Below are 15377 nucleotides of genomic sequence, written 5' to 3'. Positions count from 1 at the left end.
CCGCCCCGCGATGCCCGCCGGCCCCGGTGCCAAGGGGCTGACGGCTAACATGAAGTTTCCTTCATGTGCTGGGTCAAAGGCTGAGCGTCAGGCTCACACTGACATTGCGCGGTTCGCCCGGCAGCACCCACGCGCTGTTGTAGGAGCGTTCGTAGTACTTGCGATCGAACAGGTTGTTGAGGTTCAGGCCCACGGTCACCTGTTCGCTGGCCTTGTAGTGCGCCAGCAGGTCGACCGTGCTGTAGGCATCCAGGGTGAAGTGGCTGCCGGCCTGGCCGGAACGCTCGCCGACATAGTTGAACGCCGCGCCGATGTCCGATCCGCGCAGAGCGCCGTCCAAGAACTCGTACACGCCCATCACGCTGCCGCTGTTGCGGGCAATACCCAGCAGGTCGCTGCCCTTGGGCAGGGCCGCGTCGCCCTTGGTGACCTCGGCATCGATGTAGGCATAGGCGCCGATCACCCGTACGGCGTCGGTCAGTTGGCCGCTGAACTGCAGGTCCAGCCCCTGGCTGCGCGCCTTGCCGGCCGCCACGCTGTCGCCGAGCACGTCGGTGGTGATGACGTTCTCCTTGTCGATATGGAACAGCGCGATGGTCGCGCCCAGGCGGTTGTCGAGCAGGTCGAGCTTCAGTCCGGTCTCATAGCCCAGACCTTTCTCCGGCTTGTAGACCTGGCCCTGGGTGCCAATGGTATTGGGCTTGAACGACGTCGAGGCGTTGGCGAACACGCCGACCTGTGGGGTCAGCTGGTACAGCAGCCCCACGCGCGGCGTGGCGACGTCCTTTTCCTGGCTGTCGCTGGCACCGGTGGCGCGGTTCTGCGAAATCTGTTCGATGCGTTCCAGGCGCACGCCCACCAGCCCGCGCAGGCGCTCGGTGAAGGCGATCTGGTCCTGCAGATTGAGGGCATGGCTTTCGGTGTGCTCGAAGAAGTCGTTGGGCCGGGCGATGGCCGGCTTCGGCTTGCCGTATACCGGGTTGTAGATGTCCAGGCCATAGCCCGCCGAGGTCGCGCTTTGCGGGTATTTCTGGCTGTTGCGGTAGTTTTCGTATTCCAGCCCGATCAGCGCCTGGTGTTGCCAGCCCCCTAATTCGAACTGACCGTGCAGCTCGGCCTGGGTGATGTTGTCGTTCCATTCGAAATCACGTTCGCGATAGAAACGGGTGATCGTCGTGCCGACCAGGGCCTGGGGCTCGGAGCTGTTGCCCTTGAGCGTGCCCTGGGTGTAATGGTTGGCCAGGCGCAGTTTCCAGCTGTCGTCGAGAAAATGTTCCAGCGCCACGTCGAGGGTCTGGTTGTCGTTGCGGATCTTGCCGTCGTTGGGCTCGCCGAGAAAGGTCGAGCGCTTGACCGAGCCCATCTCGCCATTGACTGCCGGAATGCCTCGGTCAAACACCGACTCGGTGCGGGAGAACTCGGTGTCGATCAGCAGCCGCGTATCGGGCGACAGCTGCCAGCTCAGGGACGGGCTGACGATACGACGCTCGCTGCCGACATGGTCACGGAAGCTGCCGTTGTCCTCGACCGCCAGGTTGATCCGACCCAGCAGATTGCCTTGGCTGTCCAGCGGCGAGTTGGCATCCAGGGCGGTGCGGTAGCGGTCCCAACTGCCCGCGCTCAGGCTTAGGGTGCTGAAGGTTTCGGCCTGGGGGCGCTTGCTGACGATATTGACCAGCCCGCCAGGGTCGCCGCGGCCATAGAGGCTGGCGGCCGGGCCCTTGAGCACTTCGATGCGCTCGATGCTGGAGGTGTCCGGGGAACTGTAGCTGCCGCGGTTGATGGCGAAGCCGTTCTTGTACAGCTCGCCGGTGGTGAAGCCGCGCACACTGTAGTTGAGGAAGGTCAGGCCACCGAAGTTGTTCTGCCGCGACACGCCGCCGGCAAAGTCCAGGGCGCGGTCGATGCGGGTGGTGTTGAGGTCCTTGATCACCTGGGCGGGCACCACCTGGATGCTCTGCGGGGTGTCGCGGATATCGCTGTCGGTGCGGGTGGCGGTGGCCGAGCGGGTGGCGCGGTAGCCTTGCACCGGGCCGTCGGCGCGTTCTTCGAGGTAGGCGTCGGTGATCGAGGTTTCTTCCAGCAGCAGGGGTTGGGCTGCCGAGAGGGGTTGGCCGAACAGGCCCAGGGTGAGGCCGGCCAGAAGCGGTGCGCGAGGGTTCACAAGGGATCTCCAAATAATATGTAATAACGTAGCATTTATCGATGCGCTGACGCCATAGCGAAATGAGATCTGAGGAGTGATTGGCAGATGAAAATGATTCGCGTTATTGTAATGTTATTACGTAGCCGGAGGTTCCTATGCAAGTACTGTCCTCACTCAAGCAAGCCAAGCGTCGTCATCGTGACTGCCAGGTGGTCAAGCGTCGTGGCCGGATCTATGTGATCTGCAAGTCCAATCCGCGGTTCAAGGCCCGGCAGGGCGGGGTGAAGAAGAAGCGGGGGTAGCCTGTAAGGTGAGCGAAGGGGGCCGCTTTGCGGCCCCAGTGACGTTAACGGAACGTCCTGCGCAAACGCCGCCAACCCAGCACCACGCCACTGAGGGCAATCACCAACCCACCGCTGCTCAGGACGATGATCAGCCCTTCACGCAGCAGCGGCCGCGCCAGCAGCGGTTGCCAGTCCCAGCTGTGCAGCAGGTTGAACAACCAGCGCCCGGTGCGTTGCGCCCGGTCATGGTTGGCCACCATCATGCCGCTGGCCGGGTCCAGGTAGACCCAGGTAGCGGCCGGGTCATCGAAGCGCAGGCGCAGCACGGGCAATGGGCGGGATTGGAAACCGTACATGCTCTGCGGGTCGCGGGCGAAGTAGTGGAAGTCGTAAGCGCTCTGCCAGTCGTCTTGCACCGCCATGCCTGGGGCCATGGCCTGCGCGGCCGCCAGCAGCCGTTGCCGGGCAAACGCCCGGGTCGGCGGCGCGCCGTCTTCGAGGATACGGCTGTCGCCGTTGGCATTACGCGCCACCATGTAGGTGACGTCGGCCAGGCGCTGCCACTGCAACTCGACGGTGTTGAAACCTGCCTCCTCGCGCAACCGCGCCAACGCGGTGGCAACCGGCAGCTTGAGGTCGGCGGCGTGCAGCGGGCCGGGTTGCAGGGCGATCTGCGAACGGCTGTCGGTCAGGCCCCAGGGGCGCATCGACATCAAGCCGCTGAACACCCACAACACCAGCACCCCACCGAACAACAGCCCACCGATGTGGTGCCAGCGCAGCCAGCCTCCGGGGTAGGGGCTGCGCGAGCCGCTGCGATAGCGCTTGCGCAACCGCAGGCGCAGGATGCCCACCGCCATGCCCAGGATCGCCATCAGCGTACCGAGCACGGACAGGCCGATCACCAGCGTGCGCCAGCCGTTGTCGAAGCCGAACCCGCCGCGCAGGGGATAGAGCCAGTGCAGCCAGGCACCGACCCAGTTCCAGGCGCGTTCCTGCGCGGTGGCGTCGCGCACCACTTCACCGCTGCGCCCGGACAGGTACAGCCAGGTGCCGGCGGCATCGTCCACCCGCACCCGATGCAAGGGCCGGTCAGCGTCCAGGGCCCGGGAGTGGGTCCACATGTCCTCGTCCACCGTGCCTTGATAGGCCAGTGCCGAGTCACCGGCGTACTGCCGCGCATTGGCCAGGGCCCAGGCGGCATCCGCATGAACCAGGGGCTCGCCGCTGGTGGCATCAAGGGTGACGCGGCGACCGTCGGCCAGTTCCAGCAGGTAGTGTGCTTGCCCGCCCAGGCTGGTCAGACGCAGCGCCTTCAACGGCTGTTGCGCCCACTGCGTCGGCAGTTCGGCGCAGCATCCCGCCGGCAGTGCCGGCAGGTGGGCCAGGCGCTCAGCCGGGGTCAGCTTGGGGTAGCCGACATACAGCATGACCACCCCGGAGACGAACCACAGCGCCATGAACAGGCAGGCGACGATGCCCAGCCAGCGGTGCCACAGGTACAGCTGGCGCTTCAGGCCCATCAGTAGCGCCACTGCACAGCCACTTCCAGGCTGCGCGGCTCACCCAGGTAGTACTGGGTGTTGGTCTGGTGGATGAAACGCGCATAGACCTCGTCGGTGAGGTTGCGCAGCCGCGCGCTGAGCTGCACGTGCTTGTCCAGGTCGTGGGTCATGGACAGCCCATAGACGGTGTACGACGGCACCCAGGCGGTGTTGGCGGTGTTGGCGTACACCGACGACACATAGCGGGCGTCGGCGCCGACCTGCCAGCCCGGCGCCAGGTCGTAGGTCAGCCACAGGTTGGCGACCCGGTCGGGGATGTTCACCGGGTGCTTGCCCTTGCGCGAGTACACCACGCCGCCGATGGTCTCGTTGAACTCGTCGTACTCGGCGTTGACCCAGCTGAAGTTGCCCGCCGCCAGCAGCTTGGGCGTGACCTTGAACGAGGCCGCCAGCTCGAGGCCGGTGGAGGTCTGCTGGCCCGCCTGCTCGGTGGTGTTGGGCACGGTCGAGGAGGGCACCGAGATGTTCTTGCGCACGATGCGGTAGGCCGCCGCGGTGGCCGAACCGCGCCCGTCGAGGAAGTCGAACTTGCTGCCCACTTCCACCTGGCGCCCGGTGCTCAAGTCGAAGTCGCCGACCTGGCTGAGCGAGGCGCCAGTGAGCGAGCCGCCCGGCGGCTCGGCCGAGGTGCTGTACTGGGTGTACAGGCTGACATTGGACGTCAGGTCGTAGACCAGGCCCAGGCGCCCGGTGAAGGCGTCCCAACGCCGGTCCAGCTTGGCCCGGCTCACGTGGTCGACCACGTCGAAGTCGATATGGTCGTAGCGCAGTGCCGATATCAGCGACAGTTGGTCGGTCAGGCGGGTGCGGTTCTCGACAAAGCCCGCCGTGGTGTCGGTGGTAGTGCTGCGGCCTTTGGCGCGCGGCGCGTCCATGCCGGGGATGTCGAGGAAGTGGTCGGGCTGGAAGCCATTCGGGTCGATGATGTCGAAGGCACCTTTGGACAGCGGATAGGCGGTCTGCTGGTTGCGGCTGTAGTCCACGCCGAACGCCCAGTCGCTGGCCAGACCGAACAGCTGGCCTTGATGGGTCAATTCGGTGCGATTGCCGTTGACCTCCTGGTCGTGGCGCTGGCGGTAACCGCCGGAGCGGGCGATGTTGGTGTTGCTGGCGTTGTAGCGGTACACCTCGAGGTTGCGATAATCGCGCTGGCCGTTGTAGTGGTAGAAGGTGTTGCGCAGCTGGTTGCTGTCGTCGATGCGGTAGTCGGTGATCGAGCGCAGCCAGCGGGTGCGCTGCTCGTAGCGGCCGTCCTCGACGTTGTAGTTGTTGAAGCGATTGTGTTTGTCGATGTGCAGGGTGCCGACCGCCGGCTGCAACACCGGCGTGCCCCAGTACGGGCTGTCTTCCTTCTCTTCCAGGTACTCGATGGCCAGGGTGTGCGAGAGCTGCTCGTTGATGTCGCTGAGCAGCGAGAAGGCCAGGTTGCCGGCACCGTTCTCCTGGCGGTCGATGTAGCCATTGGTACTGGTGCGGCTGTAGTCGAGCCGCGCGTAGTGGCGCGGGCCGTCGCCGCTGTTGAGCGCCTTGTTGAAGCCGACCGAGGTTTCCAGGGTGTCGTAGCGGCCGTAGCTGACGCGGCCTTCGAAACTGTCCTCATCGCGGTTGGCCAGTTTGGTGATCATGTTCAGGCTGCCGCCGACCGCGCCACTGCCGTTGAGGAACGACGAGGGGCCGCCGAGCAGTTCGACGCGGTCGTAGATCCACGCGCCAACCGGGCGCGCCGTGGCGCCGTACTGCAGGTTGATGCCGTTGAACAACTGGCTGATCTGGGCGCCGTTGAAACCACGGTAAGACACGTAGCCGCCCCAGCCGGGCGGTGCCGAGGCGTTGACCCCGGGCAGGGCGTTGGCGGCGTCCTGGAAGTTGCGCGCGCCGATGCGCTCCATGGTCTTGCGGTCGGCAACGCTGACTGAGGCGGGGTTTTCGCGGGCGCTGAGGTTCAGCCGCGAGCCGCTTTCGATGGGGCGGTCAAGATCGAGCGTGGTGGCTTCTTTGGGTTGGTCGGCGGTGGCCGTGACGTTGCTGGCGGGCAGGGTCAGGGTGTCATCCTGCGCCCAGGCGCAGGTTGCGCTGCCTACGAGCAGCGCCAAAGTGGTCATGCGGAACATGCAAGGCTTCCTGGCTGAAATCGGTGGGCGCACGCCCGCTGCCGATCAGGCAGTAGTACTTGGGCGTGGCGATGTCAGAACGCGAGAAGCGAAGCGGGGGAGGCGCGCGGATTGACCAGGGGCCAGCGCTGCTTGGGCAGGGGCGGCGCGGGTTGTCTGGGTAAGGGTTTGCTCGACTCCCCGGCGAGCAAGGCCAGCAGGCCGAAGAACACCGCCAGCAGGGTGGCGCTGAACAGGCTGGCGATCACGCAGTCGCCGCCGGCAGGCAGCACCGGGTCGGTGATGTCCTGGTCGCCCTTGAACACGCCGCTGCTGTCGGCCGCGCACCAGGCGGCGTCATCCAGGCCGGCCAGGCGCAAGCCTGCCATCTGTCCATGGCCCATGGCGCACAGCAACGAGCCGAACAAGATGCTGAAATACAGCACCCAGGCGACTTGCGATCGTGTGTGGCGGGCCAGCTTCATCGGCAAAGCTCGAAGGGAATGGGTTGGGCGTGCGGATTCTACAACTTTTGACACATCTGCCTAGAGTGTTCCTGCGATAAAAAGCATTCGAAACGATACGCCTGCCTGGCTTGACGCCTCTGGGCCCCAGGTGTTCAGATGCCGACCGATTTCAGGTGTCCCATGCCGCCGCGCATGGGGTTAAACGGGAAACCGGTACGAGTCCGGTGCTGCCCCCGCAACGGTATGCAAGTGATGCCTTCGACAGACCACTGTGGCCAATGCGCCATGGGAAGGTGAAGGCGTCTAGTCTTGCGAGCCCGGAGACCGGCCTGGAATGTGGTAGGCAAACTCCTGCGGTGGGCGGGCATGGGCCGGTATTGGCGTGTGCGCGATCCGTGCTCCTGCGTGCTTCTGCGAAAGTCACTTTCGAGAAGAGCATGATTGCTGTGATTCACTCCCGACGTTTATCCCCCAAGGCCCGGACCCTGCTTCTGGGATGCCTGGCCAGCCCCCTGGCACTGGCCGAAAACACGCCCCTGGTCCTCGACCAGCAGATCGTCGTCGCGCCGTCGGTGGAGTCGACCAACGTCGCCGCCATGGCCCAGTACGGCAGCAAGGTCGAGATCGTCAGCCGTGAGCAGATCGAGCGCGCCGGCCCCGGCGCCGACATCACCCGGGTGATGCAGATGTTCATCCCCGGCTTCTACGTCGCGCCGAAGAACGGCCCGTTCGACTACGGCACCTATTCGCTGCTCGGCGGGCGTAACGACGACACCCTGATCCTGCTCGACGGCGTGCGCTTGAACAACCGCCTGTACGGCGGCCTGTACCTGGACACCCTGCCGGCCAACGCGGTGGAGCGCATCGAGGTGCTCAAGGGCGGCCAGAGCCTGTTATTCGGTACCCAGGCGGTGGCCGGGGTGATCAATATCGTCACCCGCAGCCCGCAGAGCCGCGAGGCTTCGGGTGAGGTCAACCTGGGCCTGGACAGCTTCGCCGGCAGCAGCAAGGACGCCCGCGTCGAGCGGATCTTCAGTAACGGCTTCGGCGACCTGGGCCTGCTGGCCTATGTCAGCCACAACGTCTCTGATGGCTACCAGCCGTTTCGCAACCGCGACTACAGCGGCAACGTCAGCGACAAGAAACGCGGTTACGAGGTGACCACCTTCGGCGGCAAGGCGGTCCAGGCCTTCGGCGACGATGCGCGGCTGGAACTGTTCTACCAGTACACCGACGCCAACCTTGATTTCGCCCGGCCAGTGAACAACTACAAGACCACCAACGACCGCGTGCAGCAGATCGCCACGGCGACCTTCGAGCAGCGCCTCAACGAGCGCCTGAGCTACTTCATCAAGGGCCACGTCAACGATTGGGACACCCGCTACACCCGCATCAACAACCGTGACGATGGCAGCCGTAACGTGGTCAACCACAACGACTACTGGGGTTTCACCGACTGGGGCGTGCAGGCCGAGGGCAAGGCCGAACTCGACGGCGGCCATGTGCTGGTGTTCGGTTCCGACAACCAGTGGTTCAAGGGCCAGGACGATGTGCTGGTGATCGACGACAACAAGGCCCAGGCCAATGCGCTGTATGCCCAGCTGCGGCCCAGGATCGAGGCCTTGCCGGACTGGCACCCGAGCCTTGGCGTGCGCCACGAGGCCATGAGCGGCGGCGACAGCGCCACCGTCGGCATGCTTGCCTCGCTGTACGACCTGAACGACAACTGGCAACTGCGTGGCCAGTACGGCAGCGCCTACAAGCTGCCCAACGCCGAGCAGCTGTTCGTCAACGAGCCCGGCGACGAGATCGGCAACCGCGACCTCAAGCCCGAGAAGAGCCGCAACGCCGAGCTTGGCCTGGACTACCACGGCCTGCTGCTGGCGCGCGAATTCAGCGCCAGCGTCACCGTGTTCCGGCGCAAGATCACCGACCTGATCACCCTGGACGGCAGCCAGTGGGTGAACGGCCAGGGCCAGGTGCAGATGCGGGGTTTCGAGGCCGATGCACGTATCCAGCTCGACGACCAATGGAGCCTGCAGGCAGACATGACCCGTAACCTCACCGAGTCGCGCACCGGGGCGACGATCAACGACGTGCCGAGTTTTTTCGCCCGCTCGCGGCTCGGCTACGAATCGGTGGACCGCATGTGGGGTGCCGGAGGGGCCATTCGCTACATTCGCGATGTGGTCAGCTCCAAGGGCGTCGAGTACGGCCATTACTCGGTGGTCGACGTCGATGCCTACCGCTACCTGGACGGTGCCCGCCAGCACCGGTTGAGCCTGCTGGTGGAGAACCTGTTCGACCGCGACTATGTCACCAGCCGGGCGAGTAACGTCGACAATCTCGGACGGCCGTTCACCAGCGAACTGCGGTACACCTACACCTTCTGAGGGGCGTGAGCATGGACTACCAGCGCGTGTTGTTCGTCGGCCCTGGCCTGGGCGTTGGCTCTGCGGCCGAAACCTTTGGCGCCGAGGTCCGCGACCTGCGTGGCCGCGAGGCGGGCCGGGATATCGTAGATACCCTGGAGGGCTTCGATGGGCTGTGGGTGGTTATCCGCGAGGCCCTTGACCAGGGTGTTGAGCGCTTGCTGGTAGTGGACCTGGAACCCACCTCGGACAGCGCCTACCTTGACTGGCTGCGCGATGAGCTGGGGCGTCTGGCGCAAGGTCGGGCCGGTGTCTGGGTCACGGCCCAGGCCTTGGGCCGTCGCGGCCTGGACGCGCGGGCGGCCTGTGCCAGCATCGGTGAGCACACCCGCCACCTGCCGTGCGACCAGGTCAACGCGGTGGCCAGCGATCCGGACTGGTCGCGTGTGCCCGAGCATGCCCGCCAAGTGTTCCTGTGCACCGGCCCGCGCTGTGTGCGGCGCGGTGCCTTGCCGTTGTGGAAACGCCTGCGCCGGCGGCTGCTGGACCATGACTTGATCGAGACGCCGGGCGGCGTGCTGCTGACTCGCACTGGTTGCCAGTTCCCCTGCAACCTGGGGCCAGTACTGACGGTGCACCCGGACGGCTGCTGGTATCGGGTACGTGATGATCGGGAGGTGGAGGAATTGGTGGAAATGCATCTACAGGGCGCAAGGATCGCCGAAAGACTGCTGATCAAAGGAGGGGCTGGCGATGCGTAGCGCCTGGCTGCTGTCGTTGGCCTTGTGCTGTGGCACACCGGTCCTGGCCGACAGCTATCGCAACTGTGGGCAGGACTGGCAACGGCCCGCTGCGGCGCCTGCGCGTATCGTCGCCCTCAACCAGCACGCGGCCGACCTGCTGCTCGCCCTCGGCGCCGGGCCATCGATGGTCGGCGTGGCCTACCTGGACGACAACGGCGCCGCCTACACGCAGGGCCGCTACCAGGGCGTGCCGGTGATCGCCCGGGAGTACCCGGCCAGCGAGGTGCTGTATGCGCAAAGGCCTGACCTGGTGGTCGGCGGATTCGCCTCGGCCTTTGGCGACGGGGTCAGCTCGCGAACTCGGCTGGCCGGCAACGGGATCTCCAGCTATTTGCTTGAATCGGCCTGTGCCGGCCATTCGCTGGATTACTACGCCCATGTCCGGCGTGACCTGACCCTCCTCGGCGAGCTGCTGGGCCGGCAGGCAAGGGCCCAGGCGCTGATCGAAGCGATGGACGCGGACCTGGCGCGGGCCAGGGCGATTGTTGCGAACGGCAGGCCGTTGTCGGTGTTCTACCTCGACAGTGAGGTCCGGGGGCTGGACAGCGAAGGCGGGCGGGGTTTCGTCACGCCGTTGCTGGCCGCCGCCGGAGCGCGCAACGTGCTCGGTGGGCTTGACCAGTATCGCGTGACAGTCAGCCGCGAGTCGCTGCTGAGCAGCGACCCCGATGTGATCCTGCTGGCCGACGCCCTGTGGTCGCCGGCCAGTCGCAAGCGTCAGTTGCTGACCCGCGACCCGGTGCTCTCGAGCCTGCGGGCGGTGCGCGAGAACCGCTTGATCGATATCCCATTCACTGAGTTGGTGCCGACGCCGGCCAGCGGGCGGGTGGCCCTGGAGCTGGCGCAGCGGCTCAGGGAAATGGCTGTTCCATAGCTGGCCTACTCGCCGATGACCAACTGTCGCGCCAACTGGTTGTGACGCTCCAGCACCCGCGGCAGGTCGACGGTGGTGATGCGTCCGTCCTGCACCACCACGCGCCCGTTGATCACGCTGGTGTCGACATGGGTCGGGGTACAGAACACCAGCGCTGCCAGCGGGTCATGCAGGGCGCCGGCATAGGCCACATGACCCAGGCCGAAGGCCACGAAGTCGGCGACCATGCCTGGGGCGAGGGCGCCGATATCGTTGCGGTTGAGTACCTTGGCACCGCCCAAGGTGGCGATCTCCAGCGCCTCGCGGGCGGTCATCGCATCTGGCCCGAAACCGACCCGTTGCAGCAGCAGCGCCTGGCGCACCTCGCCGATCATGCTGGCGCCGTCGTTGGACGCCGAACCATCGACCCCCAGGCCCACCGGCACGCCGTGGTCGCGCATCTTGCGGATAGGCGCGATACCCGAAGCCAGGCGCATGTTCGAGCACGGGCAGTGGGCGACGCCGGTGCCGGTGCGGGCGAACAGCTCGATGCCATGCTGGTCGAGCTGCACGCAGTGGGCGTGCCACACGTCGTGGCCGACCCAGCCCAGGTCCTCGGCGTACTCGGCCGGGGTCATGCCGAACTTCTCGCGGCTGTAGGCGATGTCGTTGACGTTCTCCGCCAGGTGGGTGTGCAGCGACACGCCATACTGACGGGCCAGCACCGCCGCCTCGCGCATCAGGTCGCGGCTGACCGAGAACGGCGAGCAGGGCGCCACCACCACACGCAGCATCGAGCCGTGCCGGGCATCGTGGTAGTCCTCGATCAGACGCTGCGACTCCTTGAGGATGTCGCTTTCCTTCTCCACCACCGAATCCGGCGGCAGGCCGCCCTGGCTGCGGCCGACGCTCATGCTGCCGCGGGCGGCGTGAAAGCGCATGCCGATCTGCTCGGCGGCGTGGATGCTGTCGTCGAGCTTGCAACCGTTGGGGTAGATGTACAGGTGGTCGCTGGAGGTAGTGCAGCCCGAGAGGATCAGCTCGGCCATGGCGGTCTGGGTCGATACCGAGATCATCTCCGGGGTCAGCCGCGCCCAGATCGGGTAGAGGTTGGTCAGCCAGTTGAACAGCTCGCCGTCCTGGGCCGCTGGCACCACGCGGGTAAGGCTCTGGTACATGTGGTGGTGGGTGTTGACCAGGCCAGGGATGACCACCTTGCCGGTCATGTCGAGGATCACGTCGGCGTGCTGTGGCAGGGTATCGCTGGGGCCGACCTGCTTGATCACGTTGTCTTCGATGTAGAGCCCGCCGCGTTTGATCTCGCGGCGCTCGCCGTCCATGGTCACCAGCAGTTCGGCGTTCTTGACCAGTAGTGTCTTGGGCATGAGGGTCCCCTCCCGGTTGGGGTGTGTTTTCTGAGTGTAGGGAGGCACCCGGCGTTCGCACCGGGCGCGACTGAGCTGTCAGGCGCGGCGAGGCCGGGCGTCGAAAGCTGGGGCGAACGATGTGCCGTGCACGCGTAGCGCCGGTGAGGGCATTGGCAGCGTGTGGGCAGACGGTAGCAGGACGGATGCGGCGTTCAGGACGCACGGCATTCGAGCAGGAAACCCGATGAGGGTGGGCGGTAGCGGATGTCGCATGGCTTGTGCCTGTCGCAATACGCAACGGCGATGACCGTTGTCGTAGGCGCCGCGTAGTGTAAACAGAATTGCTTTTTTTTGTATACGGGATATTTGCTGGCGAGCCCACGAGTGCCATGAAGACGGCGTGGGCGATGGGGCACTGCATGCTTGATGCCGATATGCCAGTATGCGACTGTCTCGCTGCCGACTACGCTGTGGCCGGCATGTTCGCATTGGCTGATTACACTGTGGAAATCACCACACGGGGAGTACCTGGAATGGGCTGCGCGTTGATCGAGCATGCGCCAAGGCGGGTGTCTGCGGGGGGCAGGCATTGATGAACAACCATGGCCGGAGTATTTCCCTGCAGTGGCTGGTGGCGCTGGCGATCATGCTGGGCATGCTGGCGCTTGGCTCGGCCCTGGCCTGGCAGGGTTACCTGGGTGTGCGCCAGACGCTGGTGGCCGCCGCTGGTGATGCCGCCCAGCAGGTCGGCAGGACCATCGACGAGCGCGCCCGGCGCCTGGTCGATCCGGTGCAGAGCAGTATCCGCCTGCTGGCCTTCGATGGCTCTGCGGGCACAATGGCGCAGCACCTGGAGCGCCTGCCGCAACTGGTCGAGACCCTGCGCGCCAATCGCATGCTCAGTGCTGCCTACCTTGGTTATCCCAATGGCGAGTTCCTGCTGGTCCGTCGCCTGCGTGATCCACAGTTGCTTCAGCGCTTCGCGGCCCCGGCGAATACGACGTTCCTGGTGCAGACCGTCAGCCTTGGCGCAGACGGTGCGTTGCACGGCGAATGGCGTTTCTATGACCAGGCAATGACCCTGCTGCTGCAACAGCCCAAACCGGATTATCGCTACGATCCGCGCCAACGGCCTTGGTTCGTCGAAGCCTCGGCGCAATCCACCACTGTGCTCACCCGCCCTTATGTGTTCTTCACCACCCGCGAGATCGGCCTGACCATGGCCCAGCGTAGCGTCGATGGCGCGGCGGTGATTGGCATGGACGTCTCGATCACCGACCTGGCCAGCGAGAGCCGCGACCTGCGCATGACCGCCGGCACCGAGATCGCCGTGGTCGATGACCAGGGCAGCGTGGTGGCTTATCCGGACCTGCAACGGGTGATCGTTCGCGAGGGCGACGCGGTGCGTCTGTCGCGCATTGATGAGCTGGGTATTGCCAGCCTTGCGCGGGTCCACACCGATGCTCTCCAAGGTACGCGTCCACAGGCGTACCAGGTCGAGGGGAAGACCTGGTACGGCATGCGCGTGCCGCTGACCACCGTGGCCGGGCAGGACCTGCAGCTGCTGATCGCCGTGCCGGCCCATGAGCTGCTAGCCGGAGCGCGCCAGGTGCTGTTCGAGCAACTGCTCTGGGCCGCGGCGCTGGCGGCCGTGCTGTTGCTGCTTGGTGGCTTGCTGGGCCGGCGTATCGGTCGCCCGCTGCGGCGGCTCACCGAGCAGGTGCAGGGCCTGGCCGGTTTTGATTTCAGCCGCGAGGTGGGGGTGCTCTCGCGGGTCTCGGAGGTGCGTGAGCTGAGCCGGGTGCTGAGCCGCATGTCCGGTACCATCCGCAACTTCCAGGCGATCACACTCACCCTCAGCCGCGAGACCCAGCTCGAACGCATGCTCGACAGCGTGCTCAACCATCTGGTGGCCGCCGCCAGCGCCAGTGCCGGTGCGGTGTACCTGTACGACGCGGACAACGCTCGCCTGCGCCTGGCCGCGGCCTGCCGGGCACAGGACTATCCGGGAGAGCTGGCGGTCCACGAAGAGGATCATCAGGATCTGGCCAGCGCCGTGACCCAGGCCCTGTCGTTGCAGGGGCGCAGCCTGGCGGTGGTACTCAACGACCGTGGCCAGGCGCTGCTCGGCATCCTGGTGCTGCAACTGGAGAACGAACATGCAGGGCAGGCGTTCCGGCGTTTCGTCGACGAGTTGTCCGGCGCCGCCGCCATGGCCATCGAGACGCGTCAGCTGATCGAGTCCCAGCAGCGCCTGCTGGATGCCATGATCAAGCTGCTGGCCGATGCCATCGACGCCAAGAGCCCCTATACCGGCGGCCATTGCGAGCGCGTGCCGCAGCTGGCGCAGATGCTCCTGGACCAGGCCGTTCAGGCCGACAGCGGCCCCTATGCCGCCTTCACCATGAACGAGGCCGAGCGCTATGAGTTTCGCGTGGCCGCCTGGCTGCACGATTGCGGCAAGATCACCAGCCCCGAGTACGTGGTGGACAAGGCGACCAAGCTCGAGACCTTGTACAACCGCATCCACGAGGTGCGGATGCGCTTCGAAGTGCTCTGGCGCGACAGCGAGATCGCCTATTGGCAAGGCCTGGCCAATGGCGACGACGAGGCGGTGCTGCGACGCCAGCTGGAACAAAGCCGGGCCGAGCTGCAGGACGAGTTCGCCTTCGTCGCCAACGCCAATATTGGCGGCGAGTTCATGCAGGAGGCCGACATCGAGCGCCTGCGCCTTATCGGCCAGCGCCGCTGGCTGCGGCACTTCGACAACCGCCTGGGCATCTCCCGCGACGAGGCCGCGTGCTTCGCCGACACGCCACCCGCGCCCTTGCCGGTGGAGGAGCCGCTGCTTGCCGACCGCGACGAGCACCAGGTGCCCTGGGGACCGCGCAAGCCACCGGTGGCCAAGGACGATCCGCGTAACTGCTGGGGCTTCGATATGCACCTGCCGGCCCATGCCAGCAACCACGGCGAACTGTACAACCTGTCGATCCGCCGGGGCACGCTCAACGACGAGGAGCGCTTCAAGATCAACGAGCACATCGTGCAGACCATCATCATGCTCAGCGCCTTGCCGTTTCCGCGTCAGCTGCGGCGTGTGCCGGCGATTGCCGGCAACCACCACGAGAAGATGGACGGCAGCGGCTATCCACGCCGGCTCGGCCAGGACGCGCTGGGCATTCCCGAGCGGGTGATGGCGATCGCCGACATTTTCGAGGCGCTGACGGCGGCGGATCGGCCGTACAAGGCGCCCAAGACCTTGTCCGAGTCGGTGAAGATCCTGGTCTTCATGGCGCGTGACAACCATCTCGACGGGCAGTTGCTGCGGCTGTTTCTCAGCTCCGGCGTGTACCGGCAGTATGCCGAGCAGTTCCTGCGCCCCGAGCAGATCGACGAGGTGGACGTGGCCTACTGGCTGACGCAACTGTAG

10 protein-coding genes and 1 riboswitch are annotated in these 15377 nt (G+C 65.8%); of the genes, 5 read left to right on the top strand and 5 right to left on the bottom strand.

Going from position 1 to position 15377, the window contains the following annotated elements; all coding sequences use genetic code 11:
* Nucleotides 1-73: 73 nt before the first annotated feature.
* The gene (locus AC25M7_RS03940; RefSeq protein ID WP_028689430.1) at nucleotides 74-2164 is read right to left on the bottom strand and encodes a TonB-dependent siderophore receptor; all 2091 of its coding nucleotides are present in this window, start codon (nucleotides 2162-2164) and stop codon (nucleotides 74-76) included.
* A 137-nt stretch (nucleotides 2165-2301) separates the two neighbouring features.
* Here AC25M7_RS03940 and ykgO point away from each other — a divergent pair, with 137 nt between their 5' ends.
* Nucleotides 2302-2448 (top strand): type B 50S ribosomal protein L36, encoded by a 147-nt coding sequence (gene ykgO / locus AC25M7_RS03935; RefSeq protein WP_023632134.1) that lies wholly within the window; start codon nucleotides 2302-2304, stop codon nucleotides 2446-2448.
* Nucleotides 2449-2492: 44 nt separating this feature from the next.
* Here ykgO and AC25M7_RS03930 read toward each other — a convergent pair whose 3' ends face one another.
* The 3 genes from AC25M7_RS03930 to AC25M7_RS03920 form a co-directional block, all read right to left on the bottom strand.
* Nucleotides 2493-3947 (bottom strand): PepSY domain-containing protein, encoded by a 1455-nt coding sequence (locus AC25M7_RS03930; RefSeq protein ID WP_232853358.1) that lies wholly within the window; start codon nucleotides 3945-3947, stop codon nucleotides 2493-2495.
* A 5-nt stretch (nucleotides 3948-3952) separates the two neighbouring features.
* Nucleotides 3953-6106 carry a TonB-dependent receptor gene (locus AC25M7_RS03925; RefSeq protein ID WP_197866378.1) on the bottom strand — a complete coding sequence of 718 codons (2154 nt, stop codon included), beginning with the start codon at nucleotides 6104-6106 and terminating at the stop codon, nucleotides 3953-3955.
* Nucleotides 6107-6180: 74 nt separating this feature from the next.
* Complete coding sequence (locus AC25M7_RS03920; protein ID WP_028689433.1) at nucleotides 6181-6570, bottom strand: DUF2946 family protein; 390 nt, start codon at nucleotides 6568-6570, stop codon at nucleotides 6181-6183.
* Between the two features lie 136 nt (nucleotides 6571-6706).
* A riboswitch (cobalamin riboswitch) is annotated at nucleotides 6707-6899 on the top strand.
* A gap of 90 nt (nucleotides 6900-6989) precedes the next feature.
* Here AC25M7_RS03920 and AC25M7_RS03915 point away from each other — a divergent pair.
* Genes AC25M7_RS03915 through AC25M7_RS03905 form a run of 3 tightly spaced genes read left to right on the top strand, consistent with a single transcriptional unit; the run spans nucleotide 6990 to nucleotide 10601 of the window.
* Nucleotides 6990-8945, top strand: a complete 1956-nt coding sequence (locus tag AC25M7_RS03915) for a TonB-dependent receptor plug domain-containing protein (protein ID WP_486970754.1) — start codon at nucleotides 6990-6992, stop codon at nucleotides 8943-8945.
* A gap of 11 nt (nucleotides 8946-8956) precedes the next feature.
* A complete protein-coding gene (locus AC25M7_RS03910) occupies nucleotides 8957-9685 on the top strand; it encodes a (2Fe-2S) ferredoxin domain-containing protein (RefSeq protein WP_486970753.1) in 729 nt (242 codons plus the stop codon).
* A complete protein-coding gene (locus AC25M7_RS03905) occupies nucleotides 9678-10601 on the top strand; it encodes an ABC transporter substrate-binding protein (protein WP_280060101.1) in 924 nt (307 codons plus the stop codon). Before AC25M7_RS03910 ends, AC25M7_RS03905 begins: the two co-directional genes overlap by 8 nt.
* A 5-nt stretch (nucleotides 10602-10606) precedes the next feature.
* Here AC25M7_RS03905 and AC25M7_RS03900 read toward each other — a convergent pair whose 3' ends face one another.
* On the bottom strand, nucleotides 10607-11965 hold the full coding sequence (locus AC25M7_RS03900; protein WP_486970752.1) for an 8-oxoguanine deaminase: 1359 nt from the start codon (nucleotides 11963-11965) through the stop codon (nucleotides 10607-10609).
* A 574-nt stretch (nucleotides 11966-12539) separates the two neighbouring features.
* Here AC25M7_RS03900 and AC25M7_RS03895 point away from each other — a divergent pair.
* On the top strand, nucleotides 12540-15377 hold the full coding sequence (locus tag AC25M7_RS03895) for an HD domain-containing phosphohydrolase (protein WP_486970751.1): 2838 nt from the start codon (nucleotides 12540-12542) through the stop codon (nucleotides 15375-15377).

The sequence above is a fragment of the Pseudomonas sp. P106(2024) genome (genome assembly GCF_057480815.1).
The sequence above is the reverse complement of the archived record's forward strand: the minus strand, read 5'-3'. Positions and strand labels throughout refer to the sequence as shown.

Coding starts and splice junctions, on each gene's coding strand:
- AC25M7_RS03905 (WP_280060101.1), top strand. CDS start 9,678: ATGCGTAGCGCCTGGCTGCTGTCGTTGGCCTTGTGCTGTGGCACACCG.
- AC25M7_RS03920 (WP_028689433.1), bottom strand. CDS start 6,570: ATGAAGCTGGCCCGCCACACACGATCGCAAGTCGCCTGGGTGCTGTAT.
- AC25M7_RS03925 (WP_197866378.1), bottom strand. CDS start 6,106: ATGTTCCGCATGACCACTTTGGCGCTGCTCGTAGGCAGCGCAACCTGC.
- AC25M7_RS03895 (WP_486970751.1), top strand. CDS start 12,540: ATGAACAACCATGGCCGGAGTATTTCCCTGCAGTGGCTGGTGGCGCTG.
- AC25M7_RS03915 (WP_486970754.1), top strand. CDS start 6,990: ATGATTGCTGTGATTCACTCCCGACGTTTATCCCCCAAGGCCCGGACC.
- AC25M7_RS03900 (WP_486970752.1), bottom strand. CDS start 11,965: ATGCCCAAGACACTACTGGTCAAGAACGCCGAACTGCTGGTGACCATG.
- ykgO (WP_023632134.1), top strand. CDS start 2,302: ATGCAAGTACTGTCCTCACTCAAGCAAGCCAAGCGTCGTCATCGTGAC.
- AC25M7_RS03910 (WP_486970753.1), top strand. CDS start 8,957: ATGGACTACCAGCGCGTGTTGTTCGTCGGCCCTGGCCTGGGCGTTGGC.